General features: G+C 59.5%; 21 protein-coding genes and 1 tRNA gene. 12 read left to right on the top strand and 10 right to left on the bottom strand.

Going from position 1 to position 24,474, the window contains the following annotated elements:
- The first annotated feature begins 18 nt into the window (after nucleotides 1-18).
- Nucleotides 19-1,518: a hypothetical protein gene (locus LOC68_RS27745; RefSeq protein ID WP_230225062.1), complete on the top strand. Its 1,500-nt coding sequence runs from the start codon at nucleotides 19-21 to the stop codon at nucleotides 1,516-1,518.
- A 127-nt stretch (nucleotides 1,519-1,645) separates the two neighbouring features.
- Here LOC68_RS27745 and dusB read toward each other — a convergent pair whose 3' ends face one another.
- The 3 genes from dusB to LOC68_RS27730 all read right to left on the bottom strand — a co-directional run bounded on the left by dusB (nucleotide 1,646) and on the right by LOC68_RS27730 (nucleotide 4,044).
- Nucleotides 1,646-2,731: a tRNA dihydrouridine synthase DusB gene (gene dusB, locus LOC68_RS27740; RefSeq protein ID WP_230225061.1), complete on the bottom strand. Its 1,086-nt coding sequence runs from the start codon at nucleotides 2,729-2,731 to the stop codon at nucleotides 1,646-1,648.
- Between the two features lie 56 nt (nucleotides 2,732-2,787).
- Nucleotides 2,788-3,303 carry a hypothetical protein gene (locus LOC68_RS27735; RefSeq protein WP_230225060.1) on the bottom strand — a complete coding sequence of 172 codons (516 nt, stop codon included), beginning with the start codon at nucleotides 3,301-3,303 and terminating at the stop codon, nucleotides 2,788-2,790.
- A 168-nt stretch (nucleotides 3,304-3,471) separates the two neighbouring features.
- Nucleotides 3,472-4,044: a hypothetical protein gene (locus LOC68_RS27730; RefSeq protein WP_230225059.1), complete on the bottom strand. Its 573-nt coding sequence runs from the start codon at nucleotides 4,042-4,044 to the stop codon at nucleotides 3,472-3,474.
- Nucleotides 4,045-4,177: 133 nt separating this feature from the next.
- On the opposite strand from LOC68_RS27730, the gene queG reads away from it, so the two are divergent.
- From queG to LOC68_RS27715, 3 genes are all read left to right on the top strand, one after another.
- On the top strand, nucleotides 4,178-5,272 hold the full coding sequence (gene queG / locus LOC68_RS27725; protein WP_230225058.1) for a tRNA epoxyqueuosine(34) reductase QueG: 1,095 nt from the start codon (nucleotides 4,178-4,180) through the stop codon (nucleotides 5,270-5,272).
- Between the two features lie 229 nt (nucleotides 5,273-5,501).
- Nucleotides 5,502-5,933: a GNAT family N-acetyltransferase gene (locus tag LOC68_RS27720; protein WP_230225057.1), complete on the top strand. Its 432-nt coding sequence runs from the start codon at nucleotides 5,502-5,504 to the stop codon at nucleotides 5,931-5,933.
- Complete coding sequence (locus LOC68_RS27715; RefSeq protein ID WP_230225056.1) at nucleotides 5,920-6,387, top strand: hypothetical protein; 468 nt, start codon at nucleotides 5,920-5,922, stop codon at nucleotides 6,385-6,387. The genes LOC68_RS27720 and LOC68_RS27715 overlap by 14 nt, the downstream gene beginning before the upstream one ends.
- A 71-nt stretch (nucleotides 6,388-6,458) precedes the next feature.
- On the opposite strand, the gene LOC68_RS27710 is transcribed toward LOC68_RS27715, so the two are convergent.
- Nucleotides 6,459-7,055, bottom strand: a complete 597-nt coding sequence (locus LOC68_RS27710) for a class I SAM-dependent methyltransferase (protein ID WP_230225055.1) — start codon at nucleotides 7,053-7,055, stop codon at nucleotides 6,459-6,461.
- Between the two features lie 176 nt (nucleotides 7,056-7,231).
- Here LOC68_RS27710 and LOC68_RS27705 point away from each other — a divergent pair, with 176 nt between their 5' ends.
- On the top strand, nucleotides 7,232-7,888 hold the full coding sequence (locus LOC68_RS27705; RefSeq protein ID WP_230225054.1) for an SIMPL domain-containing protein: 657 nt from the start codon (nucleotides 7,232-7,234) through the stop codon (nucleotides 7,886-7,888).
- A 23-nt stretch (nucleotides 7,889-7,911) separates the two neighbouring features.
- A complete protein-coding gene (locus LOC68_RS27700; protein WP_230225053.1) occupies nucleotides 7,912-8,298 on the top strand; it encodes a hypothetical protein in 387 nt (128 codons plus the stop codon).
- Between the two features lie 109 nt (nucleotides 8,299-8,407).
- On the opposite strand, the gene LOC68_RS27695 is transcribed toward LOC68_RS27700, so the two are convergent.
- Nucleotides 8,408-9,838 carry a glucoamylase family protein gene (locus LOC68_RS27695; RefSeq protein ID WP_230225052.1) on the bottom strand — a complete coding sequence of 477 codons (1,431 nt, stop codon included), beginning with the start codon at nucleotides 9,836-9,838 and terminating at the stop codon, nucleotides 8,408-8,410.
- Nucleotides 9,839-10,157: 319 nt separating this feature from the next.
- Nucleotides 10,158-11,243: a tRNA dihydrouridine synthase gene (locus LOC68_RS27690; protein ID WP_230225051.1), complete on the bottom strand. Its 1,086-nt coding sequence runs from the start codon at nucleotides 11,241-11,243 to the stop codon at nucleotides 10,158-10,160.
- A gap of 409 nt (nucleotides 11,244-11,652) precedes the next feature.
- Here LOC68_RS27690 and LOC68_RS27685 point away from each other — a divergent pair, with 409 nt between their 5' ends.
- Nucleotides 11,653-11,925: a MoaD/ThiS family protein gene (locus LOC68_RS27685; RefSeq protein ID WP_230225050.1), complete on the top strand. Its 273-nt coding sequence runs from the start codon at nucleotides 11,653-11,655 to the stop codon at nucleotides 11,923-11,925.
- Nucleotides 11,926-11,928: 3 nt separating this feature from the next.
- Nucleotides 11,929-13,023 (top strand): WD40/YVTN/BNR-like repeat-containing protein, encoded by a 1,095-nt coding sequence (locus tag LOC68_RS27680; protein ID WP_230225049.1) that lies wholly within the window; start codon nucleotides 11,929-11,931, stop codon nucleotides 13,021-13,023.
- A 171-nt stretch (nucleotides 13,024-13,194) separates the two neighbouring features.
- On the opposite strand, the gene LOC68_RS27675 is transcribed toward LOC68_RS27680, so the two are convergent.
- The 4 genes from LOC68_RS27675 to LOC68_RS27660 all read right to left on the bottom strand — a co-directional run bounded on the left by LOC68_RS27675 (nucleotide 13,195) and on the right by LOC68_RS27660 (nucleotide 20,890).
- Nucleotides 13,195-16,353, bottom strand: coding sequence for an efflux RND transporter permease subunit (locus LOC68_RS27675; protein ID WP_230225048.1), 3,159 nt, complete (start codon nucleotides 16,351-16,353; stop codon nucleotides 13,195-13,197).
- Nucleotides 16,350-17,765 carry an efflux RND transporter periplasmic adaptor subunit gene (locus LOC68_RS27670; RefSeq protein ID WP_230225047.1) on the bottom strand — a complete coding sequence of 472 codons (1,416 nt, stop codon included), beginning with the start codon at nucleotides 17,763-17,765 and terminating at the stop codon, nucleotides 16,350-16,352. Before LOC68_RS27670 ends, LOC68_RS27675 begins: the two co-directional genes overlap by 4 nt.
- Nucleotides 17,766-18,177: 412 nt before the next feature.
- Nucleotides 18,178-20,487 carry a serine/threonine-protein kinase gene (locus LOC68_RS27665; RefSeq protein WP_230225046.1) on the bottom strand — a complete coding sequence of 770 codons (2,310 nt, stop codon included), beginning with the start codon at nucleotides 20,485-20,487 and terminating at the stop codon, nucleotides 18,178-18,180.
- Between the two features lie 331 nt (nucleotides 20,488-20,818).
- Nucleotides 20,819-20,890 (bottom strand) — tRNA-Cys (locus LOC68_RS27660).
- Between the two features lie 343 nt (nucleotides 20,891-21,233).
- On the opposite strand from LOC68_RS27660, the gene LOC68_RS27655 reads away from it, so the two are divergent.
- From LOC68_RS27655 to LOC68_RS27640, 4 genes are all read left to right on the top strand, one after another.
- Entirely contained in the window at nucleotides 21,234-21,530 is a 297-nt protein-coding gene (locus tag LOC68_RS27655) for a hypothetical protein (protein WP_230225045.1), read from the top strand.
- Nucleotides 21,531-21,571: 41 nt separating this feature from the next.
- Nucleotides 21,572-21,895, top strand: coding sequence for an Hpt domain-containing protein (locus tag LOC68_RS27650; RefSeq protein ID WP_230225044.1), 324 nt, complete (start codon nucleotides 21,572-21,574; stop codon nucleotides 21,893-21,895).
- A gap of 293 nt (nucleotides 21,896-22,188) precedes the next feature.
- Entirely contained in the window at nucleotides 22,189-23,490 is a 1,302-nt protein-coding gene (locus tag LOC68_RS27645; RefSeq protein ID WP_230225043.1) for a diphosphate--fructose-6-phosphate 1-phosphotransferase, read from the top strand.
- A gap of 53 nt (nucleotides 23,491-23,543) precedes the next feature.
- Nucleotides 23,544-24,413: an HAD family hydrolase gene (locus LOC68_RS27640; protein WP_230225042.1), complete on the top strand. Its 870-nt coding sequence runs from the start codon at nucleotides 23,544-23,546 to the stop codon at nucleotides 24,411-24,413.
- Nucleotides 24,414-24,474: the final 61 nt, after the last annotated feature.

Raw genomic sequence — 24,474 nt, 5'->3', positions numbered from 1 at the left:
ACGCATGAAAGGCAAGTCATGCAAGACGCACAATCCGAGCGCGTCCTCGTTCGTGGAGAAATCTCCTGGGTCTTCCACCTGTTGCGAGCCATCGGCCCGATCTTGGTCGTGGTCGGGATTATCCTCGGCTTTCAAGTCAACGACGGGCTCGACGACTTTTTCTTCTACGGCGGCCTTATCGTTACCGGCATCATGGAAACGATCGCCTTTTTTAAACGCCGTTCGCGGGTCTGGTGCACCGACCTGGGCCATGGATTCGCCATCACCGAGCTGGGCGAAGATCACACCTTCGCCGATGCCGACGTCCTGGCGATGTCGCTGTGGGACAAAAAGATCTTCAACAACGGCAACGCGGCCGGCATCCAACGCGACGTCCGCTACTGGGTGATCGATCGGGACAAGCCGATCGTGATGAACTACCGAATTAAGGATGATCGTCCGGACGGAGTGGTGAGTCTTCACAATCGCTTGCTCGACATGCTGGAACATCGCGCGACCGAGGCGCTCGACCGGGGCGAACATGCCGCCGGCGAAGGGTGGGCGATCAGTAAGAGCGCACTCGCAGTAGGCACTTCCCAAGACAGCCTGATCCCGTTCGATAAGCTCCAAGCGGTCGACGTCTATGGCGACCAGGTCTGCATCTGGCGCGTCGATGACGAACATGCGTCGATCAAATTCCCCATCAAGGGACGCAACTCTTACCTGCTGATCCGCTTGCTCGGCAAAATGATTCCGGAACAAAACGCCAACGCCGCGCCGGCCAATGGCTTGGGACGCGTCCTGTTTGAACGCGCTACCCGTTTCAATGCGGTCGGCTGGGTTCTGGCGATTATCGTGACGATCCTCTCGTTACTGCTGTTCGTCGTTCACCCGCTGCTCGGACTCGCGGCGCCGCTGGTGGTGATCGCCTTCAGCGTTTTGATCTACTTCTATTGCGAACGCACCTCGTTCCGCTGCCATGACCAGGGCGTCTTCCAATCAGGAATGACCGGGCACCAGAAAATCCGGTACGAAGATGTCGAGTCGTTCACCTATTCGGCGACTCGTATGTACTACAACGGCGCCTATACCGGCACGCAAACGCAGATGACGTTTGATCCACTTCCCGGCTCCGGCGCTTCAAGGATCAACTACAGCGCCAACATCCGCGGCGCCGACGACGACCTCGACGTGCTGCGCAACCATGTCTCCCAGGTCATCGGATCACGAATGTTGCGTGAGATCGCTGACGGACGTCCGGTCGCCTGGACGCCGGCGATCACCTTTCATAACGACCACCTTGAGTTCGTGCCGACCTCGTTCTTCGGCGGCAAAAAGACGCCGGTCCAGGTCCCGTGGAATCAAATCGTGAACTTCGACATCCAGGAAGGGACGTTCCACCTCTGGCAGCGCGGAAGCGACAAATCGGTCATCCACGAACCAGTGTCGAACAAGAACTTCTTCCCCGGCTTCTTCGCCTTCTGCCAGATTCTCTCGCCAGAAGCGGCGGCGGAGGAAGAGTTGGTCGAAGCGGAATAAACGCAGAATACCTGGTGCCATGCTCTTGCGGCGTCTTCGCCGGATGAGCATGTCTTTGCCCTGGTGGGACGCATTGAAGACATGCTTATGCCGCGAAGACGCCGCAAAAGCATGGCACCAGGATGTTTTACGTAGCGCTGGCCGATTCAACCGCCGCGGAATCATTCGCGTCCGTTTCCGGATCGCGGGGGAAGAGATTCTCGACGATGTCATAGAACTCGGCCTGCGACGATACTTTCGCCGCGGCGGTACGAAACGCCCGAGCGCCGTACATTCCCTGCGCGTAGCAGCAGGCGAACTTCCGCATCAGCATCGTTCCCTTTTCGACGCCAAACCGCTTCACCACCAGGTCGTAGTGCCGCAGCAGACAAGCCCGCTGCTCGGTCAGGGTCGGATCGGCCGGAACCGGCTCTCCCTTCAGCGCGGCGGCCGCCTGCGCAAAGAGCCATGGTCGCCCCAGACAAGCCCGGGCGATCATCACCCCGTCGACGTTATAACGACGAAACGCTTCGACCACCTTGGCGGCCGAGTCGAGATCGCCGTTACCGATCAGCGGGATCTTCTTCAGATACGGTTTGATCTCGGAGATCTTTTCCCAGTCGGCGCTTCCCTTAAAGAAGTCGGCGGCGGTCCGGCCATGTACGGTCAGTGCGGCGGCGCCGGCCGATTCGACCACCTGGGCGATCTCGATCGCGTTGATGCATTCGCGGCTACAGCCGAGCCGGATCTTGGCGGTGACCGGCGTCGGAGCGCACGCCTGTACGACGCGTTGGATGATCGAGAACATCTTCTCGGGCCAGCGGAGCAGATACGATCCGCTGTGGGCCGACTGCGTCACTTGCTTGACCGGGCAGCCGAAGTTGATGTCGACGACGCTGACCTGGAACTCGCTGACCAAACGCTCGCCGACGCGGGCCATCGTGTCAGGATCGTTGTCCCACATCTGCACGGCCAACGGACGCGCTTCGTCCTCGACCCCCCAAAGACGATCGGGGAATTCGGCCTGCTGATCGAGCCAGACGAAGCTGCGGGCACTGACCATTTCGGTCGCTTGCAGCCCGGCGCCCCCATATTCGCGGACGATTTGCCGGAAGGCGTAGTTGGTGTACCCCGCCATCGGCGCTTGCAGGATGGGGATATCAATCACCAGGTCGCCGATTTTCAGCGGCTTTACAGAGACCGGGGGGAGCGTTGTGTCGGCGGATTCATTCATAACGCTCTATCGTCGGCGCCATGCCGCTTGCCGTCAAGCGGCGCTTGCCGCAACGATTATTGGCTGACCGGCTGCCAGTTCAGCCCGCCGGCAGGCTCGTTGACGCGCATTCCCTGGGTCTGCAGCGTCGGCGCGCCGGTCGCCGCAACCGGAGTGGTCACCGATTGGATCGGCTCTTCAGCGCTGGTCAGTTGGACGTTGGAATTGCTCGCGGTGTCATAGCTTGAGCCGCGCCACTGATTGGCCGGAGGAGCGCCTGTCGCCGGATAAGTCATTGCCGGGGGCGCAGTCAGAGCAGGGGCCGCGCCGCTCGTTGGCGGCGGAGCCAACGTTCCGCCCAGCGGAGCGTAAGCGCCGGCCGCAGGAGCGCCAAGCGTCGCGGCTGGGGCCGCGCCTACTTGCGGCTGATAATAGGGGGCGGTCGTCGCCGGCTGCGCGTAACTGCCGGTTGCCGGAGGGGGAACTCGCTGCGGACCATAGGCCGCAAAGGGATTGAGCTGCGAGTTATTGCCTTGGCAGCCGAGCGTCAGTCCGCATGCTGCGAGAGCGAGCCCAAGATATACGCGATTCATCGGGAATTCCTTTCCCCTTAAACGTCTCGTTCGATCCTCGAGTCGGACGCGTCAGCTCGTCGCATTTCGTACGAAATGACGACGAGCGGTTTTGATTTGGTCGATGCAAGCACGCGGAAGGATAGCTAGATCGCTGGCGCCGACCAAGAGGTATTTTCAAAATTCTGACTACGGAGTCACAATTTTGGTAAAGCTGACCGGCACAACTTCGTTCGAATCGACGAACGGGTTGATCACCACCAGCGGCGTCGGCCAGGGGCTAGCAGTCGTTTCGTTCGCCGCCGGGGCAGCTTCTTCCGCGGCCGGCTCGTCGGTCAAACCTTCTTCCCCAGCGCCTTCATCGCTCGGCGAATCAGCCGGGGCGACTTCCGCCGGAGCGTCGGTAGCGACCGGAACTTCGGTCGAAACGTACGGGTTCATGACTACCTGCGGCTCCGGAGTCGGGGCCTGATAGACGAAGCGCTGCGACGGCTGATACGCGCCAATCGCGAACGGGCTTACGCCATACGGACGCGCGACCGGGTACGAGTAATAGACCGGCGGGTGAATCGCGTAGTACGGCGGGGACGGAATGTTGTCGCCGTAGTAACCAAATCCGCCGTAGCCGCCGAAGTTGGTGATGCCGAAACCGCTATATCCAACGCGCGGTCCAAAGCAGCCAGGGAAAAAAGCGTCAGCCTGAGAGCTGACGGCGCAAGCGCCTACAACGGCGACAAGGCCGAACAAAAGAGAGCGTAACATGGGAGACTCGCTTGTCGGGGAGACGATAAGCACCTATCTTGGTTCAATAACTCTCACGCTAATTACGAATCGCTAGCAGTCAAATAAAAAACGATTGACCTGTCCGCCTGATCCATCGACTCTGACGCATTCTTTGAAGGAAGCCGCCCGCCGGCTTGGCTTCTTGCATGTCGGGGTCTGCCCGGCCGTAACGCCGACCGGAATCGACGCCTTCCGCGACTGGCTCGCCGCCGGATATGCCGGGGAAATGCAGTATCTGGCCGACCGGGCCGACGCCTACGCTGATCCCAGCCGCGTGCTGGAAGGCGCCCGCAGCATCGTGATGCTGACCCTGCCGTACCGCACCGAAACGCCGCGGCCAACCGCAGCAGGACAGGGGAGAGTCTCCCGTTATGCCTGGGGCGAAGTCGACTACCACGACCTGATTCACGACAAGCTGAAAGCGCTGAAGCGCGAGTTCCAACAACTAACCGGCGACGCCGACGCTCGCGGAGTGGTCGATACCGCGCCCCTCTTGGAACGTGACTTCGCCCAACTCGCCGGGCTCGGCTGGATCGGCAAGAACACGCTGCTGCTCAACAAGCATGCCGGCAGTCTGTTCTTCCTCGCTGCGCTCCTCACCAACGTCGAACTCGAATATGATGAGCCGCACAACGCGAGCCATTGCGGGACCTGCACCGCCTGCTTAGACGTCTGCCCGACGAGCGCCTTCCCCGCGCCGCACGTCTTAGACGCAACCCGCTGCATCAGCTACCTGACGATCGAACTGCGCGGCCCCATCCCCCGCGACCTCCGCGAAGGGATGGGAGAGTGGGTCTTCGGCTGCGACCTCTGCCAAGACGTCTGCCCCTGGAACCGCAAAGCGCCGCACAGCGAAGAAAAACAATTCCTCCCTCAGCGCGGCAACAACCCGCTCGATCTGATCGAACTGTTCGATCTGGACGACGAAGCGTTCAAACAACGTTTCCGCAAATCGCCGATCTGGCGCCCGCGCAGAAGAGGCCTGCTGCGCAACGCAGCGATCGCACTCGGCAACCGGCCAACGCCGGAAGCGGTGCCGGCGCTAATTAAAGGATTGAATGATGAGGAGCCGCTAATCCGCGGCGCGGCGGCTTGGGCGCTTTCGAAGTATGGGTGTGCTAAATCCCTGATGGCACTTCAGGCACGAATATTGACGGAAAAGGATACCGATGTCCAGGAGGAGATCCATCTAGCTTTGAAGCACTAAGGCGTTTTATGATTTAGGGTGAAACGCTCGCTTTTCACGAAACGTCGAACTACGGGAAGTATGCCAAACCTCGTGTCACCGCATAGAATCCAGCAAAGGATCCAAATCAGAGCCACGAGAGCGAAGCTTGCTGGACAAGTCAGTATTGAAAGAAGATTCATCCTGGTAATTGCAACACATATGCCCCACCATGCGATCGACTTATCGTCATTTTAATTTAGAGAACATCATGGCCAAAGAAAAACCAAGGCCAGCTGAGGCCAATCATTTTGAAACTTTCGTCAAACAGTTTCGGGAAAGGAAGCGAGCAACCCATACGGCCAATCAAAAAAGGTTCCTTTCATCAGAAGGAATAACCGAGTCAGGGGATTTTTACTCCATTCAAATTCGATCGTCAAAAGCAACGCTGAGTACACGTGACGCCCAAATTTATATCGAGCATATTGAAACGAACGAATCCGAACGAAACCAAGGAAACGCGACCCGATTAATGAAAGCCCTTTGCGCGCTCGCGGACGCCAATTCAATAACACTTTCGTTATTGGCATATCCGTACGCTCGAAAAATCGACTTAGATCAGAACGCGTTGATAAACTGGTACGGACGCCTCGGATTCGTTCGCCAAGACGACAGCGCGAAAATGAAACGTGATCCCTCCTAACAATCGCTTGCTCAGCCTTATAGGCTGGGTCAAGACCCCGCATTTTCAAAGTCACCAACAGGAAGAGCTTGGTCTCGCCCAAGTCAACGGCATTCGGAATGCCTTCCCCATGATGTTCTGGAGCGGAATCGTCATCCTTGTGATCGGAATCCTCGGCGCTGCGTTCAAGGTATGCGTCGTTTGGAATGCGTCACGCGATCCCTTCCGTGGCGGCGGCGTGCCGACATTTGACTTTGTCGTCTTCTGGCCCATTCCAATTGCCCTCGGGATCGGTTTGATTCTCAATGCGGAGGGCATCGCTTCGTACTACGGCGTCGGCGTCCCACTCTACCTCTTGATCTTCTTAGCGTTTCGCTGGCTCCACATTTGGTTTGACAAGCTGGGAGAGCCGGAACGGAATCGGCAGTTGGCGGTGCAACAGAATCGTCGACGAACCAATCATGAAGCGTCGTAGGGCAGGCCGTGCCTGCCGAATGGATCAGGCCGCAATCATTTCGGCAGGCACGGCCTGCCCTACGATTTCACTTACCGCTTTTCGACCCAGCACGACCAGGCCAAGAACGGCTCTTCTCGCATTGGCCCGGGGTCGAAGCGGAATTCGTGGAGCTCGATGATTTCGAATTCGGTTCCTAGCTCTTCGCGGATCTGCTTTTCCGACACGACCGGCGGGCCAGGGTCATGCGGTTCGTTGGCGTTGCCGGCCAGGATCAGACCGCAGGCGCCTGGCGCCAGCAGTCGCGCGACGGCGGGTGCGTACCCGTGGGGCGCTTCGCGGCGGACGGCGTGGTAGCAGCCGCGATCGAAGAAGAAATCGAACGGCCCGGCCGCCAGCGGCGCGGTGAGAATATCGACGACGGCGAAGGTCGCGCTGGAGTGAGCGTCGCGAGCTCGCTGCTCGGCCCGCTCGATCGCCAGCGGCGCGAGATCAATTCCGGTCACCTCAAAACCTTGCTCCGCCAACCACAGACTGTTGGTCCCGGTCCCGCAGCCGATATCGAGCACGCGACACGGCCCCAGCTTGTGCTGCATCACCGCCTTCTGCAACTCTGTCGACGGTAGTCCGGTGTCCCAGGGAAGGTTGCCTTCCAAGTAGCGTTGATTCCAATCGTGTATTTCTGGCATGGTCTTCCCTCGGCGGCTAGAGAAAGAACTGCAATCGCGAACGAGTCTCGTTTCGCCAATCCCATTATAGAGGACTCGGACGAGCGGGGCGCATATTGTTCGCCACCGTTGTAACGGACGGCTAGAATTCGCGAAGTGGCGCTGGCAATTCAGATTCACCCGCGAGATTGGACGCCATGGAAACGATTCACTTGATTTCGGTTCGCGAGGCCTCTTCCAAAGACCTGCATGCGTGCGGCGCCAAGCTGGCGGTACGCGTCGCCGGGCAGTCGTTTTTCACCGGCGACCAGGCGTTTACCAAAGCGGCCGAAGTGGCGCAGCTGGTTACGGCGCTGAAGGGAGTTGGACTGGCGGAAGAGCAGGTCCACTTGCGGAACGTTTCGCTGCAAGTCGACAGCGGGCTCCTTACCAAAAGTTCGTCGGCCGCTTACGACCTGCTGATCGATTGCCCCAACAGCGGATCGCTCGGCCCGATCATGGCGGCGATCTCGTCGCAAAAGAATGCGAAGCTGTACTCGATCGCCTGGAAGTATGAGAACCTCGACCAGGCGAAGCATGAAGTGATGCAAGCCGCGATTGAGACGGCGAAGCGTGCAGCCCAACTGGTCGCCGAGTCGCTCGGAGTCGCGCTGCTGGGCGTGCACAAGCTGACGTACGAAGTCAGCGGACTGGACGACATGCTCCGTCTGCGTAGTGAATCGCGAGATGAATACCGCAAAGCCCGAGCGTGCGCCTCTTCGCTTACCGAATTCGGACTCTCGCATACGACCCAACTCGTCGTGTCGGTCAGCGCCGATTTTATGGTGGAGAGGTTTGCGGCCAGCGCGGCGTAATACACCTGTGGGAAATCAAATCCATGCTCAGCTTTCAACTCGATTGCGGCCGCTCGGTCTTTCTCGACTCTCTCAAGTACAGCCGGACCTATAGCGGTCTGCTCGAAGGGCGGCCTACAGCGAGACTGAACTATACGATCATCGACCGGACGCGATCCCAAACCGCGAGTCGGGCCTTCGTCATACCGCCGCGGATCAATGATGAGGACCCCGATCATCCTGTTCTTCCGCCCGTGCAATTGGTCGCCTACGTTTGGTGCAGCGAACCAATTGGCAGCGAGGCGATGGCGTCGCAAGCGTGGATCGTTTGGTATCGAGAGGAGTGGAAAGACGAGTCGATCGAAAAGGTCGCCTTCGACGGAATCCGCGGCGTTGATTGGGACGCGATCGCGGAAGATTTTGACTGGTAGAAGTAGCGAAATGGAGATGCTCAGCCGCATGGCGCGGCATCTTGTCGCTAAAGCGACCCAGCCAGTCTTGGCAGACTGGCTGGGCCACCCGTCGTAGGAGACGCTCCGATTACTGCGTCGCAGGGATCGAAACCATCGTTTCGTCCGCCAGGACTGGGACGCTGTCTGGCGTTTCGACTGGTTCGGTGTGGCTGGCCAATCTGACGGCTGGAGCGTTGGCCGGGGTGAAGCCGGCAAGTTCCAGGGCTCGGGTCGCGGCCGGGTGCTGCATGAACATGTTCCAGACCTGGCCGGTCAGCATGTTTTCGCCCATCAGCAGCGAGATGCCGGTGTCGATGCCGATCACGTCGGAGCCGACCCAACCGGTCGCCGGGTTGAACGCGTTGACAAAGCCGTAGCGGCCGTAGACCTGGTCGCCGTAGTTCCCCTTTTGATAGGCGAGCGTGCGGAGCGCTTCGTTCGGCACGGCGGCCAAACCGCCGGCGGCGGCGCTCGGCACGACGGTCCCGTCGATGCCGCGATCAGGCTCGACGCGGCCATCTTCGTATGGTCCGCCCCAGTCGCGATAACCGGTCTGGCTGTCGCTGCTGGTGATCCCCCAGAGATCGGCGTTGTAATGGCCGAGTTGTTTCGGGTACTTCGCCGCCAGACTGTCGGTGAACTGCATCTGCGCCTGGTGAGCGGTGACCGCGTTTTCCCAGTAGTTGCGTCCGCGCGACGAACGGTAGTTCTGGAAGTTGAAGAACGCCATCGGGTATTGATGGACGAATAGCGGCGGGTAGCTGAGGAACTTGTTGCCGTTCAGTTCCATCACCGGCTCGCGCCGCCAGGCGTTCCAAGCCGAACCAGGAACCGGGTTCTCCGGAGCGCCAATCGCCAACAGCAGCAGAATCAGATGTTCGCTGTAGTGATCCCACTGGTACGGCAGGATCCCAAGTTCCGGCGAGTACCCCATGTGCAGACAGTTGTTGCTGCCGAGCATCCACCGCCAGTCGACGCGGCGATAGAGTTCGTCGGCCAGCATGCTGATTTCGGAGTTGTCGCGGAAGGCGACTTGGGCGGTCAGGGCGCCGGCCAACATCAGCGCGGTGTCGATCGTCGACGCTTCGCAGCGCATCGCCCGCGTCCCCTTCTTGGCGTCGAAGAAGTGGTAGACGAATCCCTTTTCGTGCGCGGCCAGGTGGACCAGCGAGTGGAGCATCGTCCGGGTGCGGTTTTCGATTTCGGCCCGCGGCGCCCAGTCATACTGCGAGGCGACCGCATGCGCGGCCAGACCAAAGCCGCAAGCCGCACTGCTGGCGTAGGTGCTGTGTCCGCTGCCGTCGGCGGCAGCGCGATCGGCGACGAGTTGCGTTTGGGGATCGACCGCTTCCAGAAAGTAGCGGTAGCAGCGGCGCTGCATATCACGAACGAACGCCTCGCCGTCGAGTCCGGCGGCGGGATCGCTCGGAAGAAAATCGGCAAAAGTGCGACGCGACAGCAGTCCGCTCATCACCAGCGGCAGCGACAGACCGGCAGCGAGGAAAGTTCGACGCTTCATTGCGCACTCGTCCCTAAAGGCGAAAGGAAGGATGGAGCTACGGGAGGCAGTTCTGGTGACGGTTTCCTCTGGGCATCGAGCCGTCCAGGCCGACGAAATCCCAGAGGGGGAGTGGTGATTCGTCACAGAATCATATGAGAAACTCAGAATAGAGTAAAGGCGAACTAGGCCTTTTAGATGCCACTTAAAGTGGCCATTTCCCGCAAATTGCCACTTGTGGGTGGACTGGCACGAGATTAACGTTGGGCGTTTTCACCTTATTGAACGGAGGCCCCTAAGCCCCCTGGGCTGAAGAGTAGAAAGCGTAAGAAGAGCTTGGCTAGCACTCGGCTGTGCCGGCATGGACCTGAGGGTTCAGGTAGTTACCAGGACGGTCTTCGCAGTAGTGCTCGTCCCGAATCGCGTACCAGTCCTCTAAAGTCCGCATTTTCGTGAACTTGCTGCGGACCAGTTCCAGGTCGGGATGCAGGAAAGAGTATTTAATACCGAATTTCCTCATATGTCCCAAGCCACGTTTTTCGCCGTACAGCTCGTCGGCGATCCGCATGTGCTCCTGGATGACCTCCCGCTGCTCGAAAACGGTCGGCGGCGGGGGAAGCGGTTGCCCGGCGTAGAGCGCCCGGGCTTGCTGAAAAATCCACGGATTGCCGATCGCTCCACGTGCGACCGTCACGCCGTCGATACCGGTCTGGCGCATCATGTCGAAACAATCTTGCGCGGTAAACAAGTCGCCGCTTCCCAAGATCGTTTTGTCGCCGACATGCTCCTTCACGTCGCGGAGAAACTCCCATCGGCTCGGCCCAATGTAGCGCTGCTGAACCGTGCGGCCGTGAACGGTGATTGCGGCGACCCCGAGATCAAACGCACCGTCGAGGATGCGGAAGAAGTTGTCTCGGCTTTCGGCCGTGTCGTCGATGCCGCGGCGCATCTTTACCGTGACCGGAATCTCCGGCGGCGTCGCGTCACGAGTACGCGCGACAATTTCAAGGGCGACTTCCGGCTGACTGAGATGAAAGCCGCCGCGACAACGGCCAAGCACCTTTTTGACAGGGCAGCCGAAATTGATGTCGATAACGTCGTAACCTGCTTCAACCAACTTGACCGCGCCGGCGGCGAATTGGATCGGCTCGGCGCCCATCAACTGACCGCCGACCGGATGCTCTTCATCGGCGATCGCCAGAAAGTGCCGGTTCTTACTGCGGTCTTTGAAGGCGACCAGGAACTGATCGAGCATCACCTCGCAGATCGCGTACGACGCCCCAAAGCGACGCGCCATCACGCGCATCGACATGTCGCTATAGCCGGAGAGGGCCGCCTGGACGACCGGGAAACCGAGCTCGATCTCGCCGATGCGCAGCGGGGCAAATGGGGATTGTTCGACCAGGTTCGTTTGGTTGTTAATCATCAAAAGTCACAAACAGCCAGTTATTCACTACTCTTTTCGCCGGCGCAATCCGCGGTTTTACGGCGGTTAACGGCGAAAAACTGCGCCTCCTCTGTCAGCGGCAACCATCACCCGCAATTAGGGAATCCCTGGCGACTTTGCGCTAAGGCGGTAGACCGCAAGCGACCGATAGCCATATATACGACGGCGGAGAGGGTTCCCCGATGACGGGGAAACGCGACGAGATCTCGACTCCGCCGCTAATCAAAACATTCTAACATGTTGTCGCCTGTCTTACGTAGGCGGCAACCTCTGGGGATCGACCGGTTTCCTGCCCCAACCGGTCGGTCCTTTTTTCTTTCTTGCGTGCGGCGCCGCCAGCGGAAATCATAACGGCTTCGCTTTCGTTGGAACTTCGCTTCGTCTGTCTATGCTTGAAATCGAGTTCACCTCGCACTTGCGACGGCTGGTCGACCTTCCCGACTCGGTGGAAGTCGACGCGCCGACGGTCGCCGCTGCGCTGGATCAATTGGCGATGATTGCGCCCGCAATCGATTCGTACCTGCGTCACGAAGACGGCTCATTGCGGCGCCACGTCAATATCTTCCTGGACGACCAGTTCGTGCGCGATCGCCAACGCTTGAGCGATTCGACCGCCGGGGTGACTCGACTCTTCATCATGCAGGCCCTTTCGGGAGGCTAATTCATGCCGCTGCTCGCACTGACGACTCGCAAAGGTCTCTTGCTGGTACGCGACGACGGGGACCGCTTCGCCTTGGAGAGCGAATCGTTTCTCGGCGCGCGAATGTCGATCACCGCGCAAGACCCGCGCGACGGGACGCTTTACGCTTGTCTGGATCACGGGCATTGGGGCGTGAAGTTTCATCGCTCCGCTGATCTTGGCAAGACCTGGACCGAGCTCGAAGCCCCAAAGTATCCCGAAGGATCCGAAATCCGTCCCGGCGATCCGGCCGTGCTGAAATACTTGTGGGCCGTCGGCTTTCCGAGCGACAAACGGCCGGGAACGTTTTACCTCGGCAGCGAACCAGGCGGGCTGTTTGAACTCGCGGAGCAAGGCGCCGCGAGCCAACTGAACGACGCTCTCTGGAATCATCCGTCGCGTCCCGAGTTTTGGTTTGGGGGCGGTCGCGACGAAGCGGGAATTCACAGCATCTGTATTGATCCCAATGACGATGACCGGATGCTGGTTGGCGTCAGTTGCTGCGGCGTGTTTGAAACGCGCGACGGCGGCAAGTCTTGGACGCACCGGAACAAAGGGCTGAAGGCGGAGTTCATGCCCAACCCGGATGTCGAGTTTGGGCACGATCCGCACTTGCTGGTGCAGTGCCGCACCCAACCGCACAAGCTATGGCAACAGAATCACTGCGGCGTCTTCCATAGCGACGACTACGGCGAGAACTGGCAAGACGTTTCGCAGCCGGACGTCGGCGTAAAGTTTGGCTTTACGGTTGTGGTCGATCCGGATGACGGCGACACGGCGTGGGTCGTGCCGGCTACGTCGGATGAAAAGCGAGTCGCGATCGACCGGGCTCTCTTCGTCGCTCACACCACCGACGGCGGCAAAACGTGGCGCAAGTATCGAGAAGGTCTCCCACAAGAGCACGTCTACGATTTCGCCTATCGCCACGGCATGTCGCTCTGCGGCGATCATCTGGCGCTGGCGACTGCCGGCGGCAGCTTTTATACGTCAAGCGACCGGGGCGAAACCTGGCGAACGTTTTCGTCGCAACTCCCGCCGATCTACGCGGTGACGCACATTGATGAGAGCCTGGTGGCGTAGTGGTCGCCACACTAACCCGAGGCGCGAGCCGAGGGAATGCGGTCATCATAAAATGACGAATGACGAAGCTCGAATGACGAATCTATTCCTATTCGTCATTCTGGTTTCGACATTCGTCATTTAGTCGAACGCATTCCCTCGCTTGCGCTGCGGACTAGTGTTTCGATTTTCTTACGCCGCCGGGGTTGTCGCTTCTTTCGGCTGGCGAGCGAAGCGTCGCAACACCACGTAAAAGACCGGGGTCAAAAACAACCCGAAGATCGTCACGCCGAGCATTCCGGCGAAGACCGCGGTGCCGAGCACGCGTCGCATTTCGTAACCGGCGCCGGTTGCGATCAGCAGCGGAATCACGCCGAGGATGAACGAAAACGCGGTCATCAAAATCGGACGCAAACGGAGACGACAAGCGCTGATCGCCGCTTCGAAGCGATCCTTGCCGGCGTCTTCTTCCGCCTTGGCGAACTCGACGATCAAAATCGCGTTCTTACAGGCCAGGCCAACCAGCACGATGAAGCCGATCTGCGTCAGGATGTTGTTGTCCATCCCGCGGAACCAAATGCCGAGGATCGCGAACAACAAGCAGAGCGGCACGATCAAAATAATCGCCAGCGGCAAGATCCAGCTTTCGTACTGCGCGGCCAACGTCAGGAAGACGAAGAGGACCGCCAGCGGAAAGAGGTAAACGATGGTGTTGCCGGCCTGACGTTCTTGAAACGCGATGTCGGTCCAGGCGTAGCCGAAGCCTGGGGGAAGATTTTGATCGGCAAGCTGTTCGATCGTCGCGAGCGACTGACCGGTGCTGAAACCGGCCACCGTATCGCCGTTGATGTCGGCCGCTGGATACAAGTTGTATCGGACCAGGCGATCCGGACCGGTCACGCGTTCTAACTGAACGACCGAACCAAGCGGCACGCTGGCGCCCCGATCGCTGCGAGTCCGCAATTGCAGAATGTCGCTCGCATCGTCACGGAACTCCGGCTCGGCCTGGGCGGTCACGCGGTAGGTTCGTCCCAGGAAGTTAAAGTCGTTGACGTAGACCGAGCCGAGGTAAACCTGCAGCGCAGTAAAGACGTCGCTCACCGGAATCCCGAGCATTTCCGCTTTCGTACGATCGACGTCGGCGAAGACCTGCGGCACGCTCAGTCGGTAGTTGGAGTAAACCTGAACCAGCCCCGGCTGCGCGTTCGCGTCGGCCAGCATCTTGTTGGTGACCTGATTCAGCGCATCGAGTCCGGCGCCGCTCTGGTCTTGAATGTAGAGTTTGTAACCGCCGCCACGGCCGATGCCACGGACCGGAGGAGGCTGAATCACGAAGATCTCCGCTTCGTTGATCTTGGCCATCTCCTTGCGCAGATCGGCCATGATGGCGTTCAAATCGCGTCCGCGAGCGGCGCGAGCCTTCGCATCTTCCAGCGGCAGGAAGGTAACTGCGGCGTTCGGGCTGATCGTAAAGGTCGAGCCGTTCAGACCAGCGATGCCGACCGAATGCGCGACGCCGTCGATTTTGCCGCCAACTTCCGCCACTTTCTTGGTGACGACGTCGGTGCGCGACAACGCGGCGCCATCCGGCAAGCGGATGCTGCAGATCAAATACCCTTGATCCTGCGGCGGAATAAAGCCGGTCGGAACCAGCCCGAAGCTATACCACGTGGCGACCAACAGCCCCACGTAGCCCAACAGCACGACGGCCGAAACGCGAATCGTTCGCCCGATCATCCAGGCGTACAAATTGCTCGAAAGGTCAAACGTCCGATTGAACCAGCGGAAGAACCAGCCGAAGCAAAAGTCGCCGGCCCGATCGAAAAAGCCTTTCACTTCGGCGTCTTTCGGACGGAGGAGCAACGCGCACATCGCCGGACTGAGCGTCAGCGAGACGAACGTCGAGAACGCCGTCGAAATCGCAATCGTCAACGCGAACTGCTGATAAAACTGTCCGCTGATGCTCGGAATAAAGACGGTAGGCACAAACACCGCGATCAACACCAGCGTCGTCGCGATCAGCGCCGAGCCGACCTCATCCATCGCCTTATGCGTCGCGGCCCGCGGCTCCATCCCTTCGCCGATCAGACGCTCGACGTTCTCGACCACCACGATCGCATCGTCCACCACAATCCCGATCGCCAACACCAGGCCGAACAGCGACAACGTGTTGAGCGTCACCCCCAGCGACTGCATCGCCGCGAAGGTGCCGATGAGCGAAATCGGAATCGCGATCACCGGAATGATCGTCGGCCGCCACCCATGCAGGAACAAAAAGACGGTCAGCACCACCAGCACCGTGGTGATGATCAACGTGTCGAACACCTCCGCGATCGACTCTTCCACGAAGTCGGTCGGGTTGTAGGCGATCTCGTAGCCGACCCCTTGCGGGAAGTCCTTTTCCAGATCGACCATCGTCTGCTTGATCTGGTTGGTCGTTTCGACCGCATTGGTTCCGGGACGCTGATAAACGATCACCGCGATCGCAGGCTTGCCGTCGAGATAGCTGATACGCGAGTAGTCCTGGGCGCCCAGTTCCAGCCGTGCGATGTCGCCGAGCCGCGTCACGCGGCCATCTTCGCCACGCTTGACGATGATCTGTTCGAACTCTTCCGGACTCTCCAACCGACCTTGCGTCGTCACGTTCAATTGAAACGCGCCGGTATCGTCGGTCGGCGGTTGGCCGATCACGCCGGCCGCCACTTGCACGTTTTGCCCGCGGATCGCGTTGACCACGTCCCCCGGCGACAGATCGAGGTAAATCATCCGCTCGATATCGAGCCAGACGCGCATCGCATATTCGTTACCGCCGGCGATACGAACGTCGCCGACCCCATCCAAACGCATCAGCGCGTCGCGAATCCGCAGGAAGGCGAAGTTGCTGATGTACAGCTGATCGCGACTGCTGTCGGGCGACGTCAGGTGAACCACCAGCAGCATGTCGGGAATCTGCTTGGTCGTGGTCACGCCGATCTGACGGACCGCTTCGGGCAAGCGGGGGAGGGCGACCGAAACGCGGTTTTGCACGAGCACCTGGGCGTCGTCCAAGTCGGTACCGAGCTTGAACGTCACGGTCAGCAGCATCGTTCCGTCGGCGCTCGACGACGACTCCATATAAAGCATGTCGTCGACTCCGTTCATCTCTTGCTCAATCGGCGTCGCGACGGTGTCGGCGATCACCTGCGGCGTAGCGCCGGGATAGCTGGCGCGAACTTGCACGGTCGGCGGAGCGACGTTCGGATATTGCGAGACCGGCAGCGTCAGGTAGGTAATCCCGCCGACCAGCACGATGATGAACGACAGCACCGACGCGAAGATCGGCCGCTCAATGAAAAAGTGGGGGAACTTCATTGCACTTTCTCCCGCTTCTGGCGCGACGCGTTCGCCGTGTCATCCAATTCCGGTAAAGCAGTAAGCCCTGCCGAGATCCACTGGTCCGGCGGCAGCGGTTGATACGTGTCGGGCAAGCCGTCGTCGGCGATCTCAATCGTGCGTTGTTCGACATTCACCGCGATTCCAGGACGCGACATCAGCAGCCCTTCGACCACCAGCGCTTCGTCGCCGTTCAAACCTTCTCGCACCACCCGCAAGCCGTCGACCAGCGGGCCGACTTGCAAGTCACGGCGTTCGATCTTGCCGTCGACGACGACGTAGGCGAACTGCGTCGATTGATCGGTGCCGATCGCCGAATCGGGAATCAACACGCGTTCTTCCGCCGCACTGCCGGGCAAGCGAACTCGCGCGAACATCCCCGGCACCAGGTCCTGCCTTTCGTTCCGGAAGATGCAGCGAACCCGCATGCTGGCGGTGTTGTTGTCGAAGCGGTTGTCGACGAAGTCCATGTGCCCTTGGTGCGGGAATCCTTGTTCGTCGGCCAGGCCGAGATAGACCGGGTTTTTCGCCGAGCGTGAGCTTTCTCGTTTGCCGGCCTGGGCCAAACGGATGTATTTGAGCGCCTGGGCCTCATTCACGTCGAAGGTGCAATAAATCGGCTGGATCGAAGTGATCGTGGTCAGCAAGGTCGAAGTCGCCGTGCCGCCGCTCACCAAGTTCCCTTCGGTGACGTACTCGCGACTGATTCGCCCCGAGACGGGAGCGTGAATCTGGGTGTAGCTCAGATTGAGCTCGGCCGCTTCGACGCCGGCCTGCGCCGCTTCGATCGCCGCTTGCGCCGTGGCGATTCCAGCCGAAGCGAGTCCAATCCCCGCTTTCGCGGCGGCGACGTCGGCCTGAGCTTGTTCGATTTCGGCCTCATGCTGGTCGAGCTCGTCCTGCGAGATCGCCGCCGAAGTTCGCAGCGTCCGAGCACGCGTGACGCGGGAGATCGCCAATTTGACCCGGGCGCTGGCTTGTTGCTGCTGCGCCTCCGACTCTTGCATTTGGGCGTTGGCCTGCGCGAGTTGCGATTGAGCTTGATTGAGCGCCGCCTTCGCGCCGTTCAATTCCGCAACGAACGGCCGCGTATCAATCACGAACAACAAGTCGCCCGCTTTAACCAGTTGCCCTTCGTCGAAGTGAATCGACTGCAAATAGCCGCTGACCCGCGCTCGGATTTCGACAAACTCGATCGGCTCGAGTCGCCCTGTGTAGGAGTCCCACTCGACCACCTCTTTGCGAATCGGCTGGGCGACCGTGACGGTCGGGGTCGGGCGCTGAGGGGGACCGCTGGAAGCCTGGTTGCAGCCTGAGAATGCTGCAAAACCAAGTCCGCAGGAGACCGCTGTGGCCAACAGAAGGAAGCGAGTATGGCTTGTTTTCATCATAAAAAGCAATTGCTCAGGGGAATGCTTTGATAATTCCGACTTTTTCCAGACAGGCACTTTGCCCAGGCTTCTACCGTCGGGGCAATTTTAGCCGACAGGCTAACGATTCGCCTAGTAATCTTTCTCTGATAGCATAGATTTGCGGGCATTTGTTTATACGTCAACTACTTGCCTGATCCTCCAGAATGCGATTCAGCAGGGAGTTTTTCGTGCGCCGCAAGAGAGCTACGGAGAGGGAGGAAGCCAGGGGAGTAACGACCTAAGTCGCTTTATGCAGGCAACTTAGATCACAATCACCAATCATAACGCCGCCGACCGCTTCCCCTCGGTGCGATCCAACACATTAGCGTGCAAACTAAACCAGAATTGCGGAGAATCGCCCCGCTTGCACCTTGGCCCGCCGAAAACCAAGTTACTCGGTCAGCTTTAGAACCACGCCGACCGTCGTTTTGTCGTCCAGCCGGTCGAGGGTCAACTTCGACGCGATCACTCCGGCGGCGGCGTCAATCTTCTTCGTCTGATCCGGGTCGCTGAAGAACTCTTTCAGCTCGGGGATCTGCGTCGAGATCGGCGTCACTTTATTGCTGGCGACGACGCCGACCCCTGGCTTGTCGCTGATCCAGACGTTTCCTTCGCCATCGGTCACGTCAATGATCGCTGTGCCTTGGTCGACCCGCGCCAGAAACTTCGACAGCCGGTTCAGCAGATTGACCTGCACCACGACCACGCCAAACAGGTCTCCTTTCACGGCGTCGTAAACTGGCGTCGCCGCAAACAGACGAACGCCGTCGGTCACCGTGTCGGTTGGATCGTCATTGGCGTCTCGCAGCACCAGCTGAACATCGCCCCGATCGAGCTGCATCGTCTGCCTTAGCACGTTTTGCTCTTCAAACTTAATCAGCCGGCTTGTCGGCACGCGGCGGATGTAGGCAGCATCGCTCGTGTTCCGTTCAACACGAACAATATCGGTCGCCGCTTCCTCACTTAGCTTCATGTAAGCGATTGCGACGTAGTCGGGATTTGCCCGCAAGAACTCTTCGTAAATCATGCCGAGCCGGCTCTTCCAGACCTCTTCCGATTCGCCGTCGGCCGCGTTCTCTGGGGGAGCGATCAACGTCTGAATCGGCGGCAAGTTCGACATGAATCGGGCGTCTTTCGACACCTGCTCGGCAGTCGACCGCAGTTGCACTTCCAGTTCGCGGCTATAACCGCGCATCTCGTCAAAGCGAACCTGGCGGTTGGCTCGGGCCGCTTGATGCGAAGCGACGATCATGACCGTCAAACCGACGATCCCGGTCACCACCAACAAGCCGATCGCCTGCGACCAGATCCGGTGGTTCTGGATCCAGCGGGCCAGTTTTTGGAGCGGTCGCTCGCGATAGGCGCTGACATGCTCGCCGGCCATCCAGCGTTCGACGTCTTCGGCCAGTTCGGTAGCACTTTGGTAGCGGGCATATTGCCGACGCGCCATCGCCTTGGCGCAGATCGCGGCCAGAGCCGGGTCGGCATGCGGATTCGCTTCCAAGACGCTCGGTGAAGGGCGTCCGGCGATCGCCGACAACAGCTCTCGTCCGGTCGTCGTCTTCGAGTTTTCTCGGGTTTGTTCATGCGGGGCCGAGCCGGTCAGAATCGCGTAGAGGATCGCCCCCAGACCGTAAATGTCGGTCCGTTCGTCCAATTCATCGACGCGTCCAGCCGCTTGTTCCGGCGCCATGTAAAGAGGCGTTCCGAGGATCTGGCCTTCCATCGTGCTATGGCCGCTGCCGGCCGCACTGTGGCTGCCGGCCAGATGATCGAGCGACTGCAGCTCGTCGATCACTTTGGCGATCCCCCAGTCGATCACGATCACCTGACCGAAGCTGTCGATCGCCACGTTCTCCGGCTTGAGATCGCGGTGAATCACTTTCCGCGAATGAGCATGGCCGATCGCCTGGCAAACGTTGACGAAGTCGGTCAACAATCGCCGCAGCAGCATCGGATCGTGATCTCCTTCGGCCACGCGCTCATGGTATTCCATCAAGGAATCATGCAGCGTCTCTTTGCCAAGAAATCGCATCGCGTAAAACGCCTGGCCGGTCGCCGCGTCTTCCCCCAGCTGATAGATCGGCACAATGCCGGGGTGTTCCAACCGCCCGGTGATTTCCGCTTCGCGACGAAAACGCTCGAGCGCGGTCGCCTGGTCGCGGGCAGTGATCTCTTTGACGGCGACGGGGCGTTTGAGATGTTCGTCATACGCCAACCAAACGCGGCCGAGACCTCCCTGGCCAAGCTTGCGCAGCAGCTTGTAGCGGGCTTCGGAAGTGCGTACTCCGGTCGCGTCGGCGGCGCCAGAACCGGCAACCGCGCGGATCCCCATCAGCCGGGCGATCGTGCCCGCAGGATCGACGGCATCTAGCGTTTGGGCCACTACGCACTCGACCGACGAGTTGCGCTGACCTCCTTTCTCCATCTCCTCCAGCAGACGAGGAGCGCCGTTTTTGATTCGCTTATTCGTATCGTCGTCGATCATGCCGATCGCCAGGAGATGCTCGTTGAGCGGCAAATTGCCGTGGAGCGTCCACGAGGCGAACCCCTGCGCGAGCTGACGTTCGGTCAGCGCACCCGTCCGCAGCAGCAAAGCGGACATCGCAATATCCTGCTGCTCTTTGCTGAAATCTCCATTGGCCGAATGAGCGACCGTTTCGCCGAAGCTGGAATCGCCGAAGGAGTCGGAAGGAGACATGCGATGGTTCGCTGTTGGGGGGAGTGGCCGGAAAATCAGGACTAGATTACTCAAGCTTACATGGCAATCCGTGCCACGGGGAGCATTTCCGGAACCGCGCGCCGCAACTTTGGCGCGGCGCATGCCTCAAAATCGGGGCCTGGAAAAAATAGCTGCGGCGGCGGCAAGGCGCGTCGAACGGATCGACGGAGCGGCCTCAATTCAGGCAAGGTAGAAAAGCGTGCGAAGCTAGGAAGCCAATCACAATTTCGGGCGAAATTCGCACCGAGAATTGCTGTCGCAGCGTGCGTATGAAAAAACCCAAGTCTTTATCTGACTTGGGTTTGAAGAGAGGCGCCGCCCGGATTCGAACCGGGGATGACGGATTTGCAATCCGTTGCCTTAGCCACTTGGCCACGGCGCCATGTCTTTGATTCACGCAAACTTAGAGAAACTGCCTCTGCTGGTCAAGTGGCGGTAGCAGTTCCGGTCGTAGCGATTGTTCGTTAGCGACAAGGTTCAATATCGGCGTCATGACCGTTCAGCTTGATCTAAATGTTACGAAAGTTACCAGCGGCCCGATTTCGCTGTACGGACTAACAGAACCAACGGCGAGAAGTCTGATCGCTCCGGTGGAGTTTGTTCGAATAGTAGAGATGCGTTGAACCGGCGTCTGCCGGGGTGAACGCAGCTTTCGGAAAAACTGCCTAAACAGGGGAGGGAACGCCATGGATTGGTTGAACCCTTGGGGAAGATCCCGACGACGCATGGTTGCTGAATTGTCCGCCAAAATCGCCACCGCGGCGATTCCGGTGGTCCGTCGCCGGCTGGATGACGAATGTCGTGATATGTCGGACGCCGAATTCCGCGGATTTGTTCGCGCTCGGGCCGCTCAAGCGATCCACGCCGAACTCGACAAAATCCGGGGCGCCGAGCGTCACCTGGTGATTCGCCATCGCGAACGACTCTTTGAAGCGTCGCTTGCGCTGATGCTGGTCTCCGAACTGTTGAAGCCGACCGCCGAGCAATCGCGCGATTACATTCGACTCGCCAAGGCGGCGTAGCCGACTACGTTTTTGCCCCAGCCACCGAGGAGCCTCCTACCTTGTCCGATACTCAACTGCCCGACATCTCGGGTATGTCGCTTCGAATCGCGCTGAATAACGTCCGCGTACAGAAGTTTTTGGACGGGCTCACCCCTCACATCGACGAGTTGGTCGCCGCCGTCAAAGATAAGAACTGGTCCGAAGCGGGCCGGCTGAGCCATTTCATCTATCGCTGCAGCGAAGTGTATGGCTACCCGGAGATCGCCGAGATCGCCGGCTCGGTCTGCAACGCCGCCGCCGGGGGAGACAAGCAACAAGCGGGACGCCATGTGCTGAAACTGCTGGGCGCGTATGCCCGAGCTGGCCGGAAAGCGACGGTCTAAGCAGAAAAGCGGAAACGGGAAAGCGGAAAGCGGACGAGAAAGCGCTTGCCGTTTGGCAGCGCTCGAATGTCCTTCCAAATGCCCATTCCGCTTTCCGCTTTCCGCTTTTCCGGGGCTAATCCCCCAATCTCCTCCCCAATCCCGCCATCTTCGGCGCTTGCCTGGGTTCTCTCGCCCCTAATTGTCGGGTTCTTTTTACTCGACTAAAATTGGCGGTTTTGTCGCGGCCCTCTGTTTCATCAGTGGTGTCAGCGGCACGAATTTCATCGCCCCTTTGCTGCCTGAGTTACCCAATGAGCGCACCCAAGAATATGATCGTCGCCCAAAGCGGCGGCCCGAGTCCGGTGATCAACAACACCCTGCGCGGCATCGTCGAGATGGCTCGCGACCTGGACAACATCGGCACGGTCTACGGCGCTCATCACGGCATCGAAGGGGTGCTGAAAGAAGAGTTGATCAACCTCTCGGATCAGCCGGCCGAAGAAATTTCGCTGCTCCGCTACACGCCGGCCGCCGGTTCGATCGGCACTTGCCGCTACAAGCTGAAGGATTGGCAGAACGAGGATTTCGATCGCGTGATCGAAGTCTTCAAGGCGCACAACATCGGCTACTTCGTCTACATCGGCGGCAACGACTCGATGGACACCGCCAACAAGATGGCGATCATGGCCCAAGAGCGCGGCCTCGACCTGATCGGCATCGGCGGACCCAAGACGATCGACAATGACGTAGGCGACAGCGAATTCAAGCTGATCGACCACACGCCTGGCTACGCTTCGACCGCCAAGTACTGGATGCACATGGTTCAGTACGCCAACGAAGAAAACCAAGGGAGCAGCCCGGCCGATCCGGTTCTCGTGATGCAGGCGATGGGGCGCAAGATCGGTTACATTCCGGCCGCCGCTCGCCTGGCCGACCCCAACCGCGAAATGCCGCTGCAGATCTATCTGGCCGAGTCGCCGTGCTCGCTGGAAGAGCTGCACCAGAACGTCAACGAACAGCTGAAGAAAGATGGCCGCTGCATGGTCGTCATCAGCGAAGGGTTCAACGTCGGCGACATCGGCGAAGTCAAAGACGCGTTCGGCCACACCTCGTTCAGCTCGAGCCAGATTACCGTCGCCCAGACGGTCACCAACTACCTGAACCAAAAGGGCCTGGCCGCCAAAGGCGCCGCTCGCTGCAACGTTTCGGGTACCGATCAGCGTCACGCGATGGCCTACGCTTCGAGCGTCGACCTGGAAGAAGCGTATCACGCCGGTCAACAAGCGGCGCTGCTGGCCTCGAATCGCGAGTCGGGCTTCATGTCGACGATCCTGCGAAACGAAGGCCCGGTTTACAGCGTTCGCTACGACAAGGCCCCGCTGGCCGAAGTCGCCAACAGCGAACGGACCTTCCCGAAAGAATGGATCACGCCGAGCGGTTACGACGTGACCGACGAATTCGTCGCTTACGCCAAGCCGCTGCTGGGCGAAGGGATGATCTCGCTGCCGATGATCGACGGCCGTCAACGGATGACCCGTCTGCAGCCGATCTTCGCCGAGCAGAAATTGCCCGCTTACGTGCCGCAAGCCGATCGCCAAAAGGCGCCGAAGTAGTCAGCCGCTGTCGGCGTTTTCCCCATCACGAACTTTAAGACTGAATCAAGACGATGACCTACAAAATCGAACCGAGCAAAAAGTTCCTCGTCGGCATCGACTCCGACGGCTGCGTCTTCGACACGATGGAACTGAAGCACAAAGAATGCTTCATTCCGAACATCATCAACTACTACGAACTGCAAGGCGTCAGCAAGTACGCTCGCGAAGCGGCGGAGTTCGTCAACTTGTACAGCAAGAGCCGCGGCATCAACCGCTTTCCGGCGCTCATCGAAGCGCTCGAATGGCTTTCGAAGCGTCCGGAAGTGAAGGCTCGCGGCTACGACATCCAGATCCCGCAAGCGGTCGCCAAATGGATGAAGGAAGAGACGAAGCTCGGCAACCCGGCCCTCGAGAAGAAGGTCGCAGAGACGGGTGACGAAGAGCTGGCTCACTGCTTGAAGTGGTCGGTCGCCGTCAACGAAATGATCGCCGGGATGGTTCGCGGCGTGCCGCCGTTCCCGTACGTTCGCCAGTCGCTGGAAAAGCTGAAAGACAGCGCCGACATGCTGGTCATTTCGGCCACGCCGAACGAAGCGCTCGAAGCGGAATGGGCCGAACACGACCTGACCCAATTCGTCACCGCGATTTGCGGCCAGGAAGCGGGCAACAAGAAAGAATCGCTGACCAACGCGACGCAGTACGCTGAAAACCACACCCTGATGATTGGCGACGCCCCCGGCGACTACGCCGCCGCCAAAGCCAACAACTGCCTCTTCTACCCGATCAACCCGGGCGACGAGGAAAACAGCTGGAAGCGTTTTTACGAAGAAGGGATCGACAAGTTCCTCAGCGGCCAGTTCGCCGGAGCCTACCAACAATCGCTGTTGGAAGAATTCGATCGCTATCTCCCTTCGCGTCCCAGCTGGCCTGTCGAAGATTAACGAGCACACTGAGATATTGAAGTAACCGCCAGTCCGCGTACCGCGTCGGACCAGTCATCTT

The sequence above is a fragment of the Blastopirellula sediminis genome (assembly GCF_020966755.1).
Lineage (GTDB): Bacteria > Planctomycetota > Planctomycetia > Pirellulales > Pirellulaceae > Blastopirellula > Blastopirellula sediminis.
The sequence above is the reverse complement of the archived record's forward strand: the minus strand, read 5'-3'. Positions and strand labels throughout refer to the sequence as shown.

What these genes read in the sequence shown, in the direction of transcription:
- LOC68_RS27745 (WP_230225062.1), top strand. Translation starts at nt 19, where the DNA reads ATGCAAGACGCACAATCCGAGCGCGTCCTCGTTCGTGGAGAAATCTCC.
- dusB (WP_230225061.1), bottom strand. Translation starts at nt 2,731, where the DNA reads ATGAATGAATCCGCCGACACAACGCTCCCCCCGGTCTCTGTAAAGCCG.
- LOC68_RS27735 (WP_230225060.1), bottom strand. Translation starts at nt 3,303, where the DNA reads ATGAATCGCGTATATCTTGGGCTCGCTCTCGCAGCATGCGGACTGACG.
- LOC68_RS27730 (WP_230225059.1), bottom strand. Translation starts at nt 4,044, where the DNA reads ATGTTACGCTCTCTTTTGTTCGGCCTTGTCGCCGTTGTAGGCGCTTGC.
- LOC68_RS27720 (WP_230225057.1), top strand. Translation starts at nt 5,502, where the DNA reads ATGGCCAAAGAAAAACCAAGGCCAGCTGAGGCCAATCATTTTGAAACT.
- LOC68_RS27710 (WP_230225055.1), bottom strand. Translation starts at nt 7,055, where the DNA reads ATGCCAGAAATACACGATTGGAATCAACGCTACTTGGAAGGCAACCTT.
- LOC68_RS27705 (WP_230225054.1), top strand. Translation starts at nt 7,232, where the DNA reads ATGGAAACGATTCACTTGATTTCGGTTCGCGAGGCCTCTTCCAAAGAC.
- LOC68_RS27700 (WP_230225053.1), top strand. Translation starts at nt 7,912, where the DNA reads ATGCTCAGCTTTCAACTCGATTGCGGCCGCTCGGTCTTTCTCGACTCT.
- LOC68_RS27695 (WP_230225052.1), bottom strand. Translation starts at nt 9,838, where the DNA reads ATGAAGCGTCGAACTTTCCTCGCTGCCGGTCTGTCGCTGCCGCTGGTG.
- LOC68_RS27690 (WP_230225051.1), bottom strand. Translation starts at nt 11,243, where the DNA reads ATGATTAACAACCAAACGAACCTGGTCGAACAATCCCCATTTGCCCCG.
- LOC68_RS27685 (WP_230225050.1), top strand. Translation starts at nt 11,653, where the DNA reads ATGCTTGAAATCGAGTTCACCTCGCACTTGCGACGGCTGGTCGACCTT.
- LOC68_RS27680 (WP_230225049.1), top strand. Translation starts at nt 11,929, where the DNA reads ATGCCGCTGCTCGCACTGACGACTCGCAAAGGTCTCTTGCTGGTACGC.
- LOC68_RS27675 (WP_230225048.1), bottom strand. Translation starts at nt 16,353, where the DNA reads ATGAAGTTCCCCCACTTTTTCATTGAGCGGCCGATCTTCGCGTCGGTG.
- LOC68_RS27670 (WP_230225047.1), bottom strand. Translation starts at nt 17,765, where the DNA reads ATGATGAAAACAAGCCATACTCGCTTCCTTCTGTTGGCCACAGCGGTC.
- LOC68_RS27665 (WP_230225046.1), bottom strand. Translation starts at nt 20,487, where the DNA reads ATGTCTCCTTCCGACTCCTTCGGCGATTCCAGCTTCGGCGAAACGGTC.
- LOC68_RS27655 (WP_230225045.1), top strand. Translation starts at nt 21,234, where the DNA reads ATGGTTGCTGAATTGTCCGCCAAAATCGCCACCGCGGCGATTCCGGTG.
- LOC68_RS27645 (WP_230225043.1), top strand. Translation starts at nt 22,189, where the DNA reads ATGAGCGCACCCAAGAATATGATCGTCGCCCAAAGCGGCGGCCCGAGT.
- LOC68_RS27640 (WP_230225042.1), top strand. Translation starts at nt 23,544, where the DNA reads ATGACCTACAAAATCGAACCGAGCAAAAAGTTCCTCGTCGGCATCGAC.